The 16703-nt window shown below is 59.1% G+C and carries 13 protein-coding genes; 11 read left to right on the forward strand and 2 right to left on the reverse strand.

The window, feature by feature from the left end; translation table 11 throughout:
- The first annotated feature begins 4 nt into the window (after nt 1-4).
- From JFU11_RS19095 to JFU11_RS19120, 6 genes are all read left to right on the forward strand, one after another.
- Nucleotides 5-334 (forward strand): sarcosine oxidase subunit delta, encoded by a 330-nt coding sequence (locus JFU11_RS19095; protein WP_033053963.1) that lies wholly within the window; start codon nt 5-7, stop codon nt 332-334.
- Nucleotides 331-3348 carry a sarcosine oxidase subunit alpha gene (locus JFU11_RS19100; protein ID WP_201061803.1) on the forward strand — a complete coding sequence of 1006 codons (3018 nt, stop codon included), beginning with the start codon at nt 331-333 and terminating at the stop codon, nt 3346-3348. Before JFU11_RS19095 ends, JFU11_RS19100 begins: the two co-directional genes overlap by 4 nt.
- Nucleotides 3349-3473: 125 nt before the next feature.
- A complete protein-coding gene (soxG, locus tag JFU11_RS19105; RefSeq protein ID WP_201061805.1) occupies nt 3474-4106 on the forward strand; it encodes a sarcosine oxidase subunit gamma family protein in 633 nt (210 codons plus the stop codon).
- A gap of 213 nt (nt 4107-4319) precedes the next feature.
- Entirely contained in the window at nt 4320-5177 is an 858-nt protein-coding gene (gene purU, locus JFU11_RS19110; RefSeq protein WP_007907570.1) for a formyltetrahydrofolate deformylase, read from the forward strand.
- A 207-nt stretch (nt 5178-5384) separates the two neighbouring features.
- The gene (gene fdhA / locus JFU11_RS19115; protein WP_123719614.1) at nt 5385-6584 is read left to right on the forward strand and encodes a formaldehyde dehydrogenase, glutathione-independent; all 1200 of its coding nucleotides are present in this window, start codon (nt 5385-5387) and stop codon (nt 6582-6584) included.
- A gap of 276 nt (nt 6585-6860) precedes the next feature.
- Nucleotides 6861-7457, forward strand: coding sequence for a DUF2780 domain-containing protein (locus JFU11_RS19120; protein WP_123719613.1), 597 nt, complete (start codon nt 6861-6863; stop codon nt 7455-7457).
- 1 nt (nt 7458) lies between these two features.
- On the opposite strand, the gene JFU11_RS19125 is transcribed toward JFU11_RS19120, so the two are convergent.
- The gene (locus JFU11_RS19125; RefSeq protein ID WP_123719612.1) at nt 7459-8343 is read right to left on the reverse strand and encodes an acyltransferase; all 885 of its coding nucleotides are present in this window, start codon (nt 8341-8343) and stop codon (nt 7459-7461) included.
- A 354-nt stretch (nt 8344-8697) separates the two neighbouring features.
- On the opposite strand from JFU11_RS19125, the gene JFU11_RS19130 reads away from it, so the two are divergent.
- From JFU11_RS19130 to JFU11_RS19150, 5 genes are all read left to right on the forward strand, one after another.
- Nucleotides 8698-9204 (forward strand): ATP-dependent zinc protease, encoded by a 507-nt coding sequence (locus JFU11_RS19130; RefSeq protein ID WP_123719611.1) that lies wholly within the window; start codon nt 8698-8700, stop codon nt 9202-9204.
- A 59-nt stretch (nt 9205-9263) separates the two neighbouring features.
- Nucleotides 9264-9944 carry a two-component system response regulator CreB gene (gene creB, locus JFU11_RS19135; RefSeq protein ID WP_123719610.1) on the forward strand — a complete coding sequence of 227 codons (681 nt, stop codon included), beginning with the start codon at nt 9264-9266 and terminating at the stop codon, nt 9942-9944.
- A complete protein-coding gene (gene creC, locus JFU11_RS19140; RefSeq protein WP_201061807.1) occupies nt 9944-11371 on the forward strand; it encodes a two-component system sensor histidine kinase CreC in 1428 nt (475 codons plus the stop codon). The genes creB and creC overlap by 1 nt, the downstream gene beginning before the upstream one ends.
- A 158-nt stretch (nt 11372-11529) precedes the next feature.
- On the forward strand, nt 11530-12900 hold the full coding sequence (gene creD, locus JFU11_RS19145) for a cell envelope integrity protein CreD (protein ID WP_123719608.1): 1371 nt from the start codon (nt 11530-11532) through the stop codon (nt 12898-12900).
- Between the two features lie 183 nt (nt 12901-13083).
- Entirely contained in the window at nt 13084-15882 is a 2799-nt protein-coding gene (locus JFU11_RS19150) for an RHS repeat-associated core domain-containing protein (RefSeq protein WP_201061809.1), read from the forward strand.
- Between the two features lie 33 nt (nt 15883-15915).
- Here the strand turns inward: JFU11_RS19150 and JFU11_RS19155 are convergent, their stop codons facing one another.
- Complete coding sequence (locus JFU11_RS19155) at nt 15916-16545, reverse strand: glutathione S-transferase (protein ID WP_123719735.1); 630 nt, start codon at nt 16543-16545, stop codon at nt 15916-15918.
- Nucleotides 16546-16703: the final 158 nt, after the last annotated feature.

The raw sequence follows: 16703 nt of genomic DNA on the forward strand, positions 1-16703 counted from the left end.
CCCCATGTTGCATATCTTCTGTCCTCACTGCGGCGAACTGCGCTCCGAAGAGGAATTCCATGCATCCGGCCAGGCGCACATCCCGCGCCCACTGGATCCGAACAGCTGCACCGACGAGGAGTGGGGCGACTACATGTTCTTCCGCGACAACCCTCGCGGTCTGCACCACGAACTGTGGGATCACGTCGCCGGTTGCCGTCAGTACTTCAACGCCACCCGTGACACCGTGACCTACGAGATTCTCGAAACCTACAAGATCGGCGCCAAGCCGCAGTTCACCGACAAGACCGACAGCCCGAAAGCGGCCGCCACGGCTCTGGGAGAGAAGGTATGAGCCAGATCAATCGCCTGTCCAACGGCGGACGGATCGACCGTAACAAAGTGCTGAGCTTCACCTTCAACGGCCAGGTCTACAAAGGCTTTGAAGGTGACTCCCTGGCCGCAGCCTTGCTGGCCAACGGTGTCGACATCATCGGCCGCAGCTTCAAATATTCGCGCCCGCGCGGCATCTTCGCCGCCGGTGCCGAAGAGCCGAACGCTGTGCTGCAGATCGGTGCGACCGAAGCCACGCAGATCCCGAACGTACGCGCCACGCAACAAGCGCTGTATCAAGGCCTGGTCGCCACCAGCACCAACGGCTGGCCGAGCGTGAACAACGACATGATGGGGATTCTCGGCAAGGTCGGCGGCAAGCTGATGCCGCCGGGCTTCTACTACAAAACCTTCATGTACCCGCAATCGTTCTGGATGACCTACGAGAAGTACATTCGTAAGGCTGCCGGCCTTGGCCGCTCGCCGACCGAGAACGATCCGGACACCTACGACTACATGAACCAGCACTGCGACGTGCTGATCGTCGGCGCTGGCCCTGCGGGTCTGGCAGCTGCACTGGCGGCTGCCCGTAGTGGTGCGCGTGTGATCCTGGCCGATGAGCAGGAAGAGTTCGGCGGCAGCCTGCTCGATTCCCGCGAAAGCCTCGACGGCAAGCCTGCCACCGAGTGGGTCGCCAGCGTCATCGCCGAGCTGAAAAACACCCCGGACGTGCTGCTGTTACCGCGCGCCACGGTCAACGGTTACCACGACCATAACTTCCTGACCATTCACGAGCGCCTCACCGATCACCTCGGCGATCGCGCCCCGATCGGCCAGGTGCGTCAGCGCATCCACCGGGTTCGCGCCAAGCGTGTAGTGCTGGCGACCGGTACTCATGAGCGTCCACTGGTTTACGGCAACAACGACGTGCCGGGCAACATGCTTGCCGGCGCTGTGTCGACTTACGTGCGCCGTTACGGCGTGGCACCGGGCAAGAAACTGGTGCTGTCGACCAACAACGACCATGCCTACCGCGTAGCGCTGGATTGGCTCGACGCCAGTATGCAAGTGGTGGCGATCGCCGATGCCCGCAGCAACCCTCGCGGTGCGCTGGTGGAAGAAGCGCGCGCCAAAGGCATCCGCATTCTGACCGGTAGCGCCGTGATCGAAGCCCGTGGCAGCAAGCACGTCACCGCCGCTCGTGTTGCAGCGATTGATGTAAAAGCGCACACCGTCACCAGCCCAGGCGAATGGCTCGATTGCGACCTGGTCGCCAGTTCCGGCGGCTACAGCCCGGTGGTTCACCTGGCGTCGCACTTGGGTGGCAAGCCGATCTGGCGTGAAGACATCCTCGGTTTCGTACCGGGCGAAGCACCGCAAAAACGCGTGTGCGTCGGTGGCATCAACGGCGTCTACGGCCTCGGCGATTCGCTGGCCGATGGTTTTGAAGGGGGCGCTCGCGCCGCCAGCGAAGCCGGTTTCAGCGGGGTCGAAGCGACCTTGCCGAAAGCCCTGAGCCGTCTGGAAGAACCGACGTTGGCGCTGTTCCAGGTGCCTCACGAAAAAGCCACCGCACGGGCGCCGAAGCAATTCGTCGACCTGCAAAACGACGTCACCGCTGCCGCCATCGAACTGGCGACCCGCGAAGGCTTCGAGTCGGTCGAGCACGTTAAACGCTACACCGCGCTGGGCTTTGGCACCGATCAGGGCAAGCTCGGTAACGTCAACGGTCTGGCCATTGCCGCCCGTTCGCTGAACGTGACCATCCCGCAGATGGGCACCACCATGTTCCGTCCGAACTACACGCCGGTGACCTTCGGCGCCGTGGCCGGTCGTCACTGTGGGCACATCTTCGAGCCGGTTCGTTTCACCGCGCTGCATCATTGGCACGTGAAGAACGGCGCCGAGTTTGAAGACGTCGGTCAGTGGAAACGTCCATGGTACTTCCCGAAAAACGGTGAAGACCTGCATGCCGCCGTGAAGCGCGAATGCAAAGCCGTGCGCGACAGCGTCGGCCTGCTGGACGCTTCGACCCTGGGCAAGATCGACATCCAGGGCCCGGACACGCGTGAGTTCCTCAACCGCATCTACACCAACGCCTGGACCAAACTCGACGTGGGCAAGGCCCGCTACGGCCTGATGTGCAAAGAAGACGGCATGGTGTTCGACGACGGCGTAACCGCCTGCCTCGCCGATAACCACTTCGTGATGACCACCACCACCGGCGGCGCTGCACGCGTGCTGCAATGGCTGGAAATCTACCATCAGACCGAATGGCCAGACCTGAAGGTGTACTTCACTTCCGTGACTGACCACTGGGCGACCATGACCCTGTCGGGGCCGAACAGCCGCAAGCTGCTCAGCGAAGTCACCGACATCGACTTGAGCAACGAAGCCTTCCCGTTCATGACCTGGAAAGAAGCTCTGGTCGGCGGTGTGCCGGCGCGGGTATTCCGGATTTCGTTTACCGGTGAGCTGTCGTACGAAGTCAACGTGCAGGCCGACTATGCAATGGGCGTGCTCGAGAAAATCGTCGAGGCCGGCAAGAAGTACAACCTGACCCCGTACGGCACCGAAACCATGCACGTACTGCGGGCGGAGAAGGGCTTCATCATCGTTGGCCAGGACACTGACAGCTCGATGACCCCGGACGACCTGAACATGGGCTGGTGTGTCGGTCGCACCAAACCGTTCTCGTGGATCGGCTGGCGTGGCATGAACCGCGAAGACTGCGTGCGTGATCAGCGCAAACAGCTGGTCGGTCTGAAGCCGATCGATCCGACCAAATGGCTGCCGGAAGGTGCGCAACTGGTGTTCAACACCAAGCAAACCATCCCGATGACGATGGTCGGTCACGTGACTTCCAGCTACCTGCACAACTCCCTCGGCTATTCGTTTGCCATGGGTGTGGTCAAGGGCGGTCTGAAGCGCATGGGTGAGCGTGTGTTCGCACCGCTGGCCGACGGCAGCGTGATCGAGGCGGAAATCGTTTCTTCGGTGTTCTTCGATCCGAAAGGCGATCGCCAGAACGTGTAACACCACAGTCCCCTGTGGGAGCGGGCTTGCCCGCGATGAACGATAACGCGGTGCCACAGGCAGACCGAGTTGCTCCCATCGCGGGCACGCTCCCACAGGAAATTGAATTCAGGAACAGGTGCTTTATGACCGCAGCCAATGTTTACCAACAACGCCCAACCTCCGGGGCCAAGGCCGAGTCGTCGCTGCATCATGCCGACCTCGCCAGCCTGGTGGGCAAGGGTCGCAAGAACGCCGGCGTGATCGTGCGTGAGAAAAAACTCCTCGGTCACCTGACCATCCGTGGCGATGGGCACGACCCGGCATTCGCCGCCGGCGTGCACAAGGCCCTCGGCCTGGAACTGCCAGCCGCGCTGACCGTGGTGATCAAAGGTGAAACCAGCCTGCAATGGATGGGGCCGGATGAATGGCTGCTGATCGTGCCGACCGGCGAAGAATTCGCTGCCGAGAAAAAGCTGCGTGAAGCACTGGGTGACCTGCACATCCAGATCGTCAACGTCAGCGGCGGCCAGCAGATCCTCGAACTCAGCGGCCCGAACGTACGTCAGGTGCTGATGAAATCCACCAGCTATGACGTGCACCCCAACAGCTTCCCGGTGGGCAAGGCTGTCGGCACCGTGTTTGCCAAGTCGCAACTGGTGATCCGCCATACCGCTGAAGACACCTGGGAACTGCTGATCCGCCGTAGCTTCTCGGATTACTGGTGGTTGTGGTTGCAGGATGCGGCCGCTGAGTACGGGCTTAGCGTCCAGGCGTAATTGTGGCGAGGGAGCTTTTGTGGCGAGGGGGCTTGCCCCCGTTGGGCTGCGAAGCGGCTCCAAATCCTGAAAGCGCGGTCTGTCTGATACACCGCGTTTTCCGGATTTACGACTGCTTCGCAGCCGAACGGGGGCAAGCCCCCTCGCCACAGGCAAGCCCTTACTCACAGAGTTCTCTCTGATCACAGATGTTGCAGCAGGAGTCACCGCACTATGAGCCGCGCCCCAGACACATGGATTCTGACCGCCGATTGCCCTAGCGTCCTCGGCACCGTGGATGCGGTGACCCGCTTTCTGTTCGAGCAGGGCTGCTACGTCACCGAGCACCATTCCTTCGATGACCGGCTCTCGGGCCGTTTCTTCATTCGCGTGGAATTTCGTCAGCCCGATGGCTTCGACGAACAAGCTTTTCGCGCCGGTTTGGCAGAGCGTGGTGACGCCTTCGGGATGGTCTTCGAGCTGACCCCGCCGCACCACCGGCCAAAAGTGGTGATCATGGTCTCCAAGGCCGATCACTGCCTCAACGACTTGCTCTACCGCCAGCGCATCGGCCAGTTGTCGATGGACGTGGTCGCCGTGGTCTCCAACCACCCGGACCTCAAGCCGTTGGCCGACTGGCACCAGATTCCGTACTACCATTTCCCGCTGGACCCGAACGACAAACCGTCGCAGGAGCGTCAGGTCTGGCAGGTGGTCGAAGAGTCCGGCGCCGAACTGGTGATTCTTGCCCGCTACATGCAAGTTCTGTCGCCAGAGCTGTGCCGCAAACTCGATGGCAAGGCGATCAACATTCATCACTCCCTACTGCCGGGTTTCAAGGGTGCGAAGCCCTATCACCAGGCCTACAACAAGGGCGTGAAACTGGTCGGCGCCACGGCGCACTACATCAACAACGACCTGGACGAAGGCCCGATCATCGCCCAGGGCGTGGAGGCTGTGGATCACAGCCATTACCCCGAAGATTTGATCGCCAAAGGGCGGGATATCGAAGGGCTGACGCTGGCGCGGGCTGTTGGTTATCACATTGAACGACGCGTGTTTTTGAACGCCAATCGCACGGTCGTTCTTTAGATCGCCATCGCGGGCAAGCCCGCTCCCACAGTGAGCTGAGGTGTGCCCGACATTTGTGAACGACACAAAGACCTGTGGGAGCGGGCTTGCCCGCGATGAGGCCCTGACAGACAACGCAAAAAGACACAGGCAATAACCCGAGCAATCAACGCGCCGCCGATCCATGGCGACGCGACCGCTACATAAAAACAACAGCGAGGTGAAAGCATGTCTGGCAATCGTGGTGTGGTGTATCTCGGCAATGGCAAAGTCGAAATACAAAAAATCGACTATCCGAAAATGCAGGACCCGCGCGGCAGGAAGATTAACCACGCCGTCATCCTGCGTGTGGTTTCCACCAACATCTGTGGTTCCGACCAGCACATGGTGCGCGGCCGTACCACTGCTCAGACCGGTCTGGTGCTCGGCCACGAGATCACCGGTGAAGTGATCGAGAAAGGCAGCGACGTCGAGAACCTGCAAATCGGCGACCTGGTGTCCGTACCGTTCAACGTAGCTTGCGGGCGCTGCCGTTCCTGCAAAGAGATGCACACCGGTGTCTGCCTCAGCGTTAACCCGGCGCGTCCGGGCGGTGCTTATGGTTATGTCGACATGGGCGACTGGACCGGTGGTCAGGCTGAGTACGCGATGGTGCCGTACGCAGACTTCAACCTGCTGAAGCTGCCTGATCGCGATCGCGCAATGGAAAAAATCCGCGACCTGACCTGCCTCTCCGACATCCTGCCGACCGGTTACCACGGTGCAGTGACCGCCGGCGTTGGCCCTGGCAGCACTGTATACATCGCCGGTGCCGGTCCAGTCGGTCTGGCGGCTGCCGCTTCTGCTCGCCTGTTGGGCGCTGCAGTGGTGATCATCGGTGACGTCAACACTGTCCGCTTGGCGCATGCCAAGGCGCAGGGTTTCGAAATCGCCGACCTGTCCCTGGATACCCCACTGCACGAACAGATCGCTGCGCTGTTGGGCGAGCCTGAAGTGGATTGCGCTGTCGACGCCGTAGGCTTCGAAGCCCGTGGTCATGGTCATGACGGCGTGAAACACGAAGCTCCGGCGACCGTGCTCAACTCGCTGATGGGCGTGGTTCGCGTGGCCGGCAAAATCGGTATCCCTGGCCTGTACGTGACTGAAGACCCGGGTGCTGTGGATGCAGCCGCGAAAATGGGTAGCCTGAGCATTCGCTTCGGTTTGGGTTGGGCTAAATCCCACAGCTTCCACACCGGCCAGACGCCAGTGATGAAGTACAACCGCCAACTGATGCAGGCGATCATGTGGGATCGCATCAAGATTGCCGACATCGTGGGTGTTGAAGTCATCAGCCTGGATGACGCGCCACGTGGTTATGGCGAGTTCGATGCGGGCGTGCCGAAGAAGTTTGTGATCGATCCGCACAAGTTGTTCAGCGCGGCGTAAGGCTTCACGCAAAGCAAAACGGCGACCCTCGGGTCGCCGTTTTTTTATGCGTCACACTAACCCTGTGGTGAGGGGGCTTTGTGACAACCCCCCTCGCCACAAAAGTCGCCTCAGTTCTTTCTCCAGATCCGGGTGCCTGTATGCCATTCATCGCGTGAGTCCGGGGTTTCACGTTTCATAGACGTGACGGGGGAACATGCCGACGGATGTCCGGTCAAATTGGCAGTTTTTCCGCCTCGTTACCGGGCGGTTTTCATGCCACTAGAGGATGTCTTGATGAAAGTTTCACGCGGTTTTGCACTGGCATCGCTCATGGCTGTCGCTTCGTTGACGACGCTGGCCGCCAGCCCGGCCTTTGCAGAGTTCAGCCTCAGCGATGCGGCCAATGTGGTTTCGGCGATGCAGGGCAACCAAGGCAACCAGGGCGATGGCGCTGTGGCGGCGGCACCCAAGGCGGCCGGGTTGCTCAACACCTTGGGCTCGCAGCTCGATATCACTCCGGAGCAGGCTGTCGGCGGTGCTGGTGCGATGTTGGGGTTGGCCAGGAATCAACTCAGCGGCGAAGACTTCTCCGAGCTGAGTAAAAACGTGCCGGGCCTCAGTCAAATCGCTGGCAACAGCGCCATCGGTGGCCTGAACGGTCTGGGCGGGTTGCTCGGCGCGGGGTCGGACAAGAATGCGTTGCTCGACGGCTTGCTGGGTAACGTCAAGGACACCAACGACCTGAACAACGCCTTCAGCGCGTTGGGCATGGACAGCGGCATGATCGGCCAGTTTGCTCCGGTAATCCTGCAATACCTCGGTCAGCAAGGCGTTGCCGGTTCGCTGCTGCAAAACCTCGGCGGGATCTGGGGCGCGGGAACCGGTAGCTGAGTCAGCCTTCGGCGCGTAGCGCCTTGATGCGCCGGTCTTTTTCGATCCAGAGCTGGTTGACCCAGTTCTGGACCTTTTCGCGAAACGCCGCATCGTTTTCGTAATCACCTTGCCACAGCGCCGGGTCCAGCTCGCGGGTCTGGATATCGATGATCACCCTCGGCACGTTGCCGCTGATCAAATCCCAAAATCCCGGAATCTTCTGCTGTGGGTACACCACTGTCACATCGAGAACGGCATCCAGCTGTTCACCCATCGCCGCCAGCACAAAAGCCACGCCGCCAGCCTTGGGCTTGAGCAGGTGGGTGAACGGTGACTGCTGCTGGGCGCTTTTCGCCGAGGTGTATCGAGTGCCTTCCAGGTAATTGACCACCGTCACTGGCTGACGCTTGTACAGCTCGCAGGCTTCTTTAGTGATCTCCAGATCCTTGCCGGCCAACTCTGGGTTCTTTGCCAGAAACGCCTTGGTGTAGCGCTTCATGAACGGATAGTCCAACGCCCACCAGGCCAGGCCCAGGAACGGCACCCAGATCAGTTCTTTCTTGAGGAAGAATTTGAAAAACGGCGTGCGCCGGTTAAGCGTCTGGATCAGTGCCGGAATATCGACCCAGGATTGATGGTTGCCGATCACCAGATACGAGGTGTCGCGGCGCAGATCATCGCCGCCGCGAATGTCCCATTGGGTGGGGATGCACAGTCGGAAGATCAGCTTGTCGATCTCGGCCCAGGTTTCGGCAATCCACATCACCGTCCAGGAAGCGTAATCGCGGAAGCGCCCGGGCAGGAGCAGTTTCAACAGGGCGAACACCATCAAAGGCCCGAACAGCACCAGGGTGTTTAGCAACAGCAGCAGGGTAACGAAACAGCCGGTGAGCAGGCGGCGCATAAGTAACTCTTGAAAGCGTTTGGGCGCGCCATGATAAGCAGCTTCAGGCGATAGGCCAAATTGGTGGTGACGAATGTTTCACGTTTGTGGCGGTATGCTTCCAGCGTTATGAGTTCTCTGTGGCGAGGGGGCTTGCCCCCGTTGGAGGCCGAAGGACTCCCAAAACCAGGCCCCGCGATTTTTCAGGTACACCATATAGACCGTTTTACGACTGCTGCGCAGCCGAACGGGGGCAAGCCTCCTCGCCACAAGCAAGCTCCCTCGCCACATAGGTGTGAGGCGGACCAACTATCGTTGTTTTTTACGGTCTAGAATTCGGCCATGCCTCCACATTCCCTAAGGAAGCCCCCCTACGTGAAATCTCTCCTAGCACTACTTTCCCTCGTGGCCCTGCCGATTCTGGCCGCCGAGCCGACCCTGTACGGGCGTTATGAATACATCGCGCTGCCGGAAATCGGCGGCGAAGTCCTCAAGGCCAAAATGGACACCGGCGCCCTGACCGCGTCGCTGTCGGCCAAAGACATCGAAACCTTCACCCGCGATGGCGACGAATGGGTGCGTTTCCGCCTCGCCACCAAAGGTGCCAGCAACAAGGTCTACGAACACAAGATCGCGCGGATCAGCAAGATCAAGACCCGCTCCGAAGAAGACGAGGATGACAAGGAAGCGATCGAACCCACCAAGCGGCCAGTGGTTGATCTGGAACTGTGCCTGGGCAACGTCAAGCGCACCGTCGAGGTCAACCTCACCGACCGCAGCAGCTTCAATTACCCGTTGCTGATCGGCGCCAAAGCGCTGCGTGAATTCGGTGCTGCAGTGAACCCGGCACGGCGTTTTACGGCAGACAAACCCGACTGCTGATTGACGGCGAATCAGCCTTGGGGCACCGTTCGCCCACTTAACTAGCGGGCTCGGACGCCATGCCTCATATCCTGATTGTCGAAGACGAAGCGGCGATTGCCGACACCCTGATTTTCGCCTTGCAGGGCGAGGGCTTCACTACCACCTGGTTGAGCCTTGGCGCGGCGGCGCTTGAACATCAGCGCGCCACGCCTGCCGACCTGATCATCCTCGATATCGGCCTGCCAGACATCAGCGGCTTTGAGACCTGCAAGCAGTTGCGGCGTTTCAGCGAAGTGCCGGTGATTTTCCTCAGCGCCCGTGATGCAGAGATCGATCGGGTGGTGGGCCTGGAAATCGGTGCCGACGACTACGTGGTCAAACCGTTCAGCCCCCGGGAAGTGGCGGCGCGGGTCAGGGCGATTCTCAAGCGTATGGCGCCACGACCGGTGGCGGAGGTGGCGTCCGTGCTGTTTCGCATCGACAGTGAACGGGTGCAGATCAGCTATCGCAGTCAGCCCCTGAGCCTGACTCGCCATGAGTTTCGTTTGCTGCAATGCCTGCTCGAGCAACCCGAGCGAGTCTTCAGCCGCGAGCAATTGCTCGATGCACTGGGTGTGGCCGCCGATGCCGGCTACGAGCGCAGCATCGACAGCCACATCAAGAGCGTGCGCGCCAAATTGCGCCAGGTGAAGGCCGACGCCGAGCCGATCCAGACTCACCGCGGCCTCGGTTACAGCTACAGCCCGGTGCACAGCTGATGCCCCTGGGGATCCGGATTTTTCTGGTCTACGTGCTGTTCATCGGCCTGACCGGCTACTTCGTGCTCAACACCGTGATGGAAGAAATCCGCCCCGGCGTGCGCCAGTCCACCGAAGAAACCCTGGTGGACACCGCCAACCTGATGGCCGAGATCCTGCGCGACGACTTCAAGGCCGGCACCCTCAGCCAGAACCGCTGGCCGGAGTTGCTCAAGGCTTACGGTGAGCGGCAACCGAAGGCGAAAATCTGGGGCATGCCGAAGAATCAGGTTAACCACCGGATTTACGTCACCGATGCCAAGGGCATTGTGGTGCTGGATTCCAGCGGCATCGCGGTGGGCCAGGACTACTCGCGCTGGAACGACGTCTACCTGACCTTGCGCGGCGAGTACGGCGCTCGTTCGACGCGCAGCGACCCGGATGATTCGAACTCGTCGGTGATGCATGTCGGGGCACCGATTCGCGACAACGGCCAAATCATCGGTGTGGTGACGGTGGCCAAGCCCAACAGCTCGCTGCAGCCCTACGTTGATCGCACCGAGCGGCGATTGCTGATTTATGGCGCCGGGCTGATAGGCCTCGGTTTGCTATTCGGTGCGTTGTTGTCGTGGTGGCTGAGCGCGGCGCTGCGACGGTTGACGGCGTATGCCCAGGCAGTCAGCGAAGGCCGGCGGGTCGAGGTACCGCATTATCGTGGCGGCGAGCTGGAACAACTGGCCACGGCGGTGGAGCAGATGCGCACCCAGCTTGAGGGCAAAGCCTACGTCGAGCGTTATGTGCACACCCTGACCCATGAATTGAAAAGCCCGCTGGCGGCGATTCGTGGTGCGGCGGAGTTACTGCAAGGTGAGATGCCGCTGGCTCAGCAGCAGCGTTTCGTCAGCAACATCGACAGCGAAAGTGCGCGCATGCAGCAGTTGATCGAACGACTGTTGAACCTCGCGCAGGTCGAACAGCGCCAAGGGCTGGAAGAGCGCGTGGCGGTGCCGTTGGCGGATTTGGTAGATGAGCTGTTGAGCGCGCAGGCTGCGCGAATCGAAGGCAAGCAGTTGCGTGTGGAACAGCAAATTGCAGCGGATCTGAACCTGCTCGGCGAACCGTTTCTGTTGCGCCAGGCGCTGGGCAATCTGCTGGAGAATGCCTTGGACTTCACCCCGGATCGAGGCGTGCTGCGATTCAACGCCGAACGACTCGGTGAGCAGATGGAGTTCAGGCTGTTCAACCAGGCCGAGGCGATTCCCGACTATGCATTGCCGCGCTTGAGCGAGCGCTTCTACTCACTGCCGCGTCCGGACAGTGGGCGTAAAAGTACGGGGTTGGGGCTTAACTTCGTTGAAGAGGTGGTCAAGTTGCATGGCGGGGCGATGAGTATCGGTAATGTCGACGGCGGGGTTGAAGTGAGATTGTGTTTGCCTTCCGAGCGCTAAAGATCGCAGCCTTCGGCAGCTCCTACGCCGAGCGCGGACTCCTGTAGGAGCTGCCGAAGGCTGCGATCTTTTCTGAACTCCACACACTCTCCACATTCCCCCCATAAAACTCCCACACACCGACTCCAGACTTTCCCCATCCAAACAGGGAGAGTCCCATGAACCGTAGCCTGACCCTAAAACTCGGGGCGATTGCCCTTTTGATTCTGTTGCTGCTGATCCCGTTGCTGATGATCAACGGTGTGATCCAGGATCGGCAACAACTGCGCGATGGTGTGCTCGAAGACATCGCCCGCAGTTCCAGTTACAGCCAGCAACTGAGCGGCCCGCTGATGGTGGTGCCCTATCGCAAAACGGTACGTACCTGGAAAACCAACGAAAAAACCAACCAGCGTTACCAGGACGTCGGCGAGGAACGCGGGCGTTTGTATTTCCTGCCGGAGCGCTTCGAACTGGACGGCCAGGTCCAGACCGAACTGCGCGCCCGGGGTATCTACGAGGCGCGGCTGTTTCATGCCGACAACCGCATCAGCGGGCATTTCTCGGTCCCGGCGCAATTGGGCATCAAGGAGGACTTCGCCGATTACCGCTTCGACCAACCGTTCCTGGCCGTCGGCATCAGCGACATTCGCGGCATCGAGAATGCATTGAAACTCGAACTCAATGGCCAGAGCCTGGATTTTGTACCGGGTAGCCAGGTGGGCTGGTTGGGTGAGGGCGTGCACGTGACGCTGCCAGCGCTGGATACCAAACAGGCCACGGAACTGGCCTTCGGTTTCGACTTGCGCCTGCAAGGCACCGGCCAGTTGCAGATTCTCCCGGTGGGCAAGACCAGCAAGGTTTCACTGGCCGCCAATTGGCCTCATCCAAGCTTCATCGGTAACTACCTGCCGGCCCAGCGTGAAATCACCGATCAGGGTTTCACCGCCAATTGGCAAACCTCGTTTTTCTCCACCAACCTGCAAGAGGCATTGAACAGTTGCGTGTCTGGCGGCCAGTGCGAGGCGTTCAGCGGTCGCAGCTTCGGCGTGAGTTTCATCGACCCGGTGGACCAGTACCTGAAAAGCGACCGGGCAATCAAATATGCGCTGCTGTTCATCGTCCTGACCTTCGCCGGTTTCTTCCTCTTCGAAGTGCTGAAAAGCCTGGCGGTACACCCGGTGCAATACGCGCTGGTCGGCGTGGCGCTGGCGTTTTTCTACTTGTTGTTGCTGTCGCTGTCCGAGCACATTGGCTTTGCCTTGGCATATCTGCTGTCGGCGAGTGGCTGTGTGTTGTTGATCGGTTTCTATGTCTGTCATGTGCTGCGCAGCGTGCATCACGGTTTGAGTTTTTCGGCGGGGCTGGCGGCGTTGTATGGCTTGCTCTACGGCTTGCTGAGTGCCGAGGATTACGCGTTGTTGATGGGCTCGCTGCTGTTGTTCGGTCTGCTGGGCGTGTTTATGGTGCTGACCCGCAAGCTGGACTGGTACGGGTTCGGGCAGAAAACCGCCAAGCCGCTGGCCTTTGATATTGGAGCCGTGGAATGAGCCGGTCGTTGGGGTTGCGCGAGGATCAGCGGGTGGGTGAGGTATTGGCGACGCGGATTGCGGGGTTGTTTCCAGTTGATCGAAGGCAAGCTGGTGTTGAAGGTCAGGTTGCCGTGATCCGCCTCCAGCGATCCGTAGCATCGTCGTCTAAGCTCAAGTGATTGCGCATCGAGTGCCCCGCACATGGAATCTGCATACGCTTTGCACCGCAACACCCCGACAATCGCTGTTATCGACAGTCGTGGATTGACCGTTGCTTGCGTTGCCTATTACCGCAAGAGCAGCAGTGATGCACCGCCCGAGACACGCGTGACACGCGAAACTTTCGATGTGGCGGGACGATCAGTGGCAAATTGGGATGCTCGTTTGGGGGCAGGTCCTGCGCCAATTGCCTCGATGATTCGAATTCGCGGCCTGTCGGGGTTATCCCTGTTGACCGTCAGCGTGGATGCCGGCTGGCGGCTGACGTTGCCGGATGAGGCGGCACAGGTCCGGCAAAGCTGGGACGAGGCAGGTAACACGGCGCGCTTTGAATACGACTCGATGGGCAGGCTGCTGACTATCGAAGAAGCCACAAAGTGTGTGGAGCGTTTGTATTATGGCGCAGCCGAAGTAGAGACCAGCGCTCGGAATCAATGCGGTCGGTTGATTCGTCATATGGATACCGCCGGTGCACGTGAGGTGACTGACTACACCCTACAAGGCAAGCCGATCATGGAGTCGCGGCGCTTTCTGGCAGAATTGGATCACTCTGGGTGGCCCGAAAACCAACAAAATGCCTTACTGGAACAGGGTGCGGACAAAACCTACATCACCCGCTGGCAATACGATGCATCGGGTGGCGTGCTTGACCAGATGGATGCAGCGGGGCACACACGGCGTTATGCCTACAGCGCTCAAGGGCAATTACAGAGCACCTGGTTGAAGGTGGCCGGCAAGCCGGAGCACTTGTTAGTCAGTGATATCGCTTATAACGCTTTCGGTCAGGTTGAGTACGAGAGGGCAGGCAATGGCGTCATCAGTTCCAGTGTCTTCGATCCCGCCGACGGTCGACTGCAGCGCCTGCTTGCGTGCAAAGGCGCGTGGAACCTGCAAGAGCTGCATTACGACTATGACCCTGTGGGCAACATCCTCTGCCTGACCGATAAGTCCCAGCCCGTCAGTTGGTTCGCCAACCAACGTATCGAACCGATTAATCGCTATTGGTACGACACGCTCTATCAACTGATCAGCGCGACTGGGCGTGAAGTGGCTTCAGCGGTCAATGGCCCGGCGCTACCGGCGCTGATCTCGCCTCTGGATCCGAGTCGATTGCAACCCTACAGCCAGAGCTGGAGTTATGACGCGGGCGGCAATCTACTCGAACAGCATCACAGCAATAAACCAACGCATTTAATGGACATTGCCCCGGACAGCAATCGCGGACTGACTCGGGTGAAGGGGCAAACACCGGACTTCGACGCGAGTTTCGACGGCAACGGTAATCTCAAGTTGTTGGCGCCGGGGCAACCGATGCGTTGGACGGCGCGCAACCAACTCAGTGAAGTTCGACTGGTGAGCCGTGAAGATGGCCTGGACGACAGTGAGTGTTATGTCTACGACAGTGCCGGTATGCGGGTCCGTAAAGTCCGTCATGCGCTGGCGGCGAGCGTGACCCGAATAGCGGAGGTTCGTTACCTGCCGGGGCTGGAGATCCGCACCGAGGGGACGGACAATCCTGACGAAGTCCTGCACGTTATTAATATTCAGGCGGGACGCAGTAGTGTCCGGTTATTGCATTGGGAACAGGGGCGGCCGGGTGGCATCGATGAAGATCAAGTGCGCTACAGCCAGGATGATCATTTGGGCAGCAGTACGCTTGAGCTTGATCACTGTGGAAACCTGATCAGTTACGAAGGTTATTACCCATATGGTGGTACGGCCTGGTGGATGGGGCGTTCGCAGGTTGAAGCTGATCACAAGTGTATTCGTTACTCTGGAAAAGAGCGGGATGCAACAGGGCTGTATTATTACGGGTTTCGGTATTACGCACCGTGGCTACAGCGGTGGATTAGTCCGGATCCGGGGGGGATTTTTGATGGCTTGAATATGTTTTATATGGCCGGTAATAATCCGGTGACCCATCAAGATGTGATGGGACTGTACAGCGGGACACCAGGAGATCATCAGGAAAGAATTGTAGAGCAGGATTCGGTGATGGTTGGGCGTGGGCGCGCAAGAATGCCGGCAGCAGTAATCGAGTTTGTAGACCACGCTTTCGAAATTGCCGATATCTTGGTAAGCGAAGCTGTCGTGGCAATGCAAGAAACGGGACGGGCACGTCGCTCAATCGATCAAACGCTGAAACAAGTGTTCTCGAATCTAGATCGTAGGTCTGAACTGGAGTCTCGTTTTCAGGTACTCAAGACAGCGATTAAACTTTATAGAAATGGTGTGAGACACGATGAGCTGGCCTTCGTTAAATCGAAAAAATCAAGCGATTCAACATTGGCGTCTGTTGTAGGGAAGGACCCCTTAAAACGAATATTTATCCGCTCTCGAGCCTGGGAGGATAGGTCTCGACGGGGGGCTGTGTTACTGGCGACAACTCTTATTCACGAAATCAGCCATTTGGATCTCCAAACTAAAGACAACTATTACTACGCTTCGCCAGGGACGCGATCCATGATAGACGAAAGTTATTGGCTTAATGCTTTTAACGAGGCGGAAATGGTTTCAAGTGGTCGCTATGACACAGAAATAATAAAAAATATTGAAGAGAGCAAGCTTGGCAGTACCAGTTTGCAGGCAATGTTTGGTGAGAAAAGTCTGGAACGAATTAAAGCGGGGTTTCACGGATTTCGAGCGGATTCGCTTTACCACAACGCAGACTCCTACTCTCAAGCATCGGTGTTGCTTGGTCTACCCGTTTTGGACGAGCGTTTAAGTTCGCGTAGAGAACGATATAGCGCCCCACCACCCGAGCCAAAACCTGATTACTGAGCATTCCGTCTTTGGAATGAAAGTAACACTGCACTATACCTTCGGCATCGTCGCAATCATCGAAGGCCGCTGACTCACCTCAAAATACCACTCCGCCAGCTTAGGATTCTCTTTGCGCCATTCCAGATCCGGATGACGCAGATCCAGATAACCCAAAGCACAGGCAACACTGATTGCCGCCACATCGAAATGGCTGGTCAGCTCGGCAATCGCGTCGGCTTCCAGTAGCGCCAGGGCGCGACGAATCTTGTCGCGCTGACTGTCGAGCCATTCGTCCCAGTGTTTTTCCGGGGTGCGCAGGGCCACTTCATAGCGAACCATCACCGCGGCATCCATGATCCCGTCTGCCAGGGAGGCCAACGTCAGGCGCCGCCAGCGCGCTGAGCCATCGCGAGGGATCAGCGGATTGCCGACGTGCTGATGATCGAGATAGTCGAGGATCACCCGGCTGTCGTACAACACATTGCCATCGGCCAGGCGCAGGGCTGGAATTTTGCCTAGCGGGTTGTCTTCGTTGAGGGCCAGATCCGGGCTGACCGGTGTGAGCTGGCTGGCTTGCAGCGCCACGCGGTTCGTTTGACCGGTTTCGTGCAGCAGCACCATGACTTTGCGAACGAAGGGCGACGCGGGGTTGTGGAACAAGGTCATGCTGGGGGCGGACATGGCGACGATCTCGATCATGGGCAGTGTCGGCAGCATAGCGCTTTAAAGCTTGAGCTCAAGCGCGAACTCACGGTTGAGCACCGAACGAAGTGTGGGAGCGAGCAAGCCCGCTTGTGTCTTGGGCAGGAATTAGACTGAGGGTGAGAGCGGTGAGTGGC

This window comes from Pseudomonas sp. TH37, from assembly GCF_016650735.1.
Lineage (GTDB): Bacteria > Pseudomonadota > Gammaproteobacteria > Pseudomonadales > Pseudomonadaceae > Aquipseudomonas > Aquipseudomonas farris.

What these genes read in the sequence shown, in the direction of transcription:
- JFU11_RS19095 (WP_033053963.1), top strand. Translation starts at nt 5, where the DNA reads ATGTTGCATATCTTCTGTCCTCACTGCGGCGAACTGCGCTCCGAAGAG.
- JFU11_RS19100 (WP_201061803.1), top strand. Translation starts at nt 331, where the DNA reads ATGAGCCAGATCAATCGCCTGTCCAACGGCGGACGGATCGACCGTAAC.
- soxG (WP_201061805.1), top strand. Translation starts at nt 3,474, where the DNA reads ATGACCGCAGCCAATGTTTACCAACAACGCCCAACCTCCGGGGCCAAG.
- purU (WP_007907570.1), top strand. Translation starts at nt 4,320, where the DNA reads ATGAGCCGCGCCCCAGACACATGGATTCTGACCGCCGATTGCCCTAGC.
- fdhA (WP_123719614.1), top strand. Translation starts at nt 5,385, where the DNA reads ATGTCTGGCAATCGTGGTGTGGTGTATCTCGGCAATGGCAAAGTCGAA.
- JFU11_RS19120 (WP_123719613.1), top strand. Translation starts at nt 6,861, where the DNA reads ATGAAAGTTTCACGCGGTTTTGCACTGGCATCGCTCATGGCTGTCGCT.
- JFU11_RS19125 (WP_123719612.1), bottom strand. Translation starts at nt 8,343, where the DNA reads ATGCGCCGCCTGCTCACCGGCTGTTTCGTTACCCTGCTGCTGTTGCTA.
- creB (WP_123719610.1), top strand. Translation starts at nt 9,264, where the DNA reads ATGCCTCATATCCTGATTGTCGAAGACGAAGCGGCGATTGCCGACACC.
- creC (WP_201061807.1), top strand. Translation starts at nt 9,944, where the DNA reads ATGCCCCTGGGGATCCGGATTTTTCTGGTCTACGTGCTGTTCATCGGC.
- creD (WP_123719608.1), top strand. Translation starts at nt 11,530, where the DNA reads ATGAACCGTAGCCTGACCCTAAAACTCGGGGCGATTGCCCTTTTGATT.
- JFU11_RS19150 (WP_201061809.1), top strand. Translation starts at nt 13,084, where the DNA reads ATGGAATCTGCATACGCTTTGCACCGCAACACCCCGACAATCGCTGTT.
- JFU11_RS19155 (WP_123719735.1), bottom strand. Translation starts at nt 16,545, where the DNA reads ATGTCCGCCCCCAGCATGACCTTGTTCCACAACCCCGCGTCGCCCTTC.